This window comes from Treponema endosymbiont of Eucomonympha sp., from assembly GCF_001028545.1.
This window is the reverse complement of sequence record NZ_BBPW01000572.1, coordinates 1-473: the sequence shown is the minus strand read 5'-3', so window position 1 is coordinate 473 and position 473 is coordinate 1. Positions and strand designations below refer to the sequence as shown.

Annotated in this window: 2 pseudogenes; both read left to right on the top strand. The window is 62.4% G+C overall.

Annotated elements, in window-relative coordinates:
* Positions 1 to 216, top strand: a pseudogene (locus AWU74_RS08115) (NAD(P)/FAD-dependent oxidoreductase); the annotation flags it as partial.
* Positions 213 to 473: pseudogene (locus AWU74_RS08110) on the top strand (GltB/FmdC/FwdC-like GXGXG domain-containing protein); the annotation flags it as partial. The pseudogenes AWU74_RS08115 and AWU74_RS08110, both read left to right, overlap by 4 nt.

The following is a 473-nucleotide window of genomic DNA, read 5'->3' as shown; positions in this document are numbered from 1 at the left end:
GAGGGCGCGCTGTACCGCAAGTTCTTTGTAGAGGACGACCTTTTGAAGGGCTTCATCATCATCGGGGAGGCGGACCGGGCGGGAATCTACACGGCGCTCATACGGAACAAAACGCCGCTTTCCTCTATAGACTTCGACCTTATCAAAGCCGCGCCCGCGCTTATGGCGTTCAGCAAGGCGCGGCGCGAAGAGATTTTAGCGGGGAGAACGGCATGACACGGATTAGCGCAGGGCTGACGCATTTTCAGGCGCTTAATGACGCGGTGCGCCACTCGGACGACAGGGAAATCATCATAGACGACGCGCTGGGACAGCGCTATATTGCCAGCGGGCTTTCGGGGCGGCATAACACGATACACGGGACGCCGGGGAACGCGCCCCGCGCATTCCTCGACGGCCCGGAAATCGTGGTACACGGCAAAGCGCCGGACCCGGCCGGCGGCCCGATGAACGCCGGCCCGACCGCTGGTCAC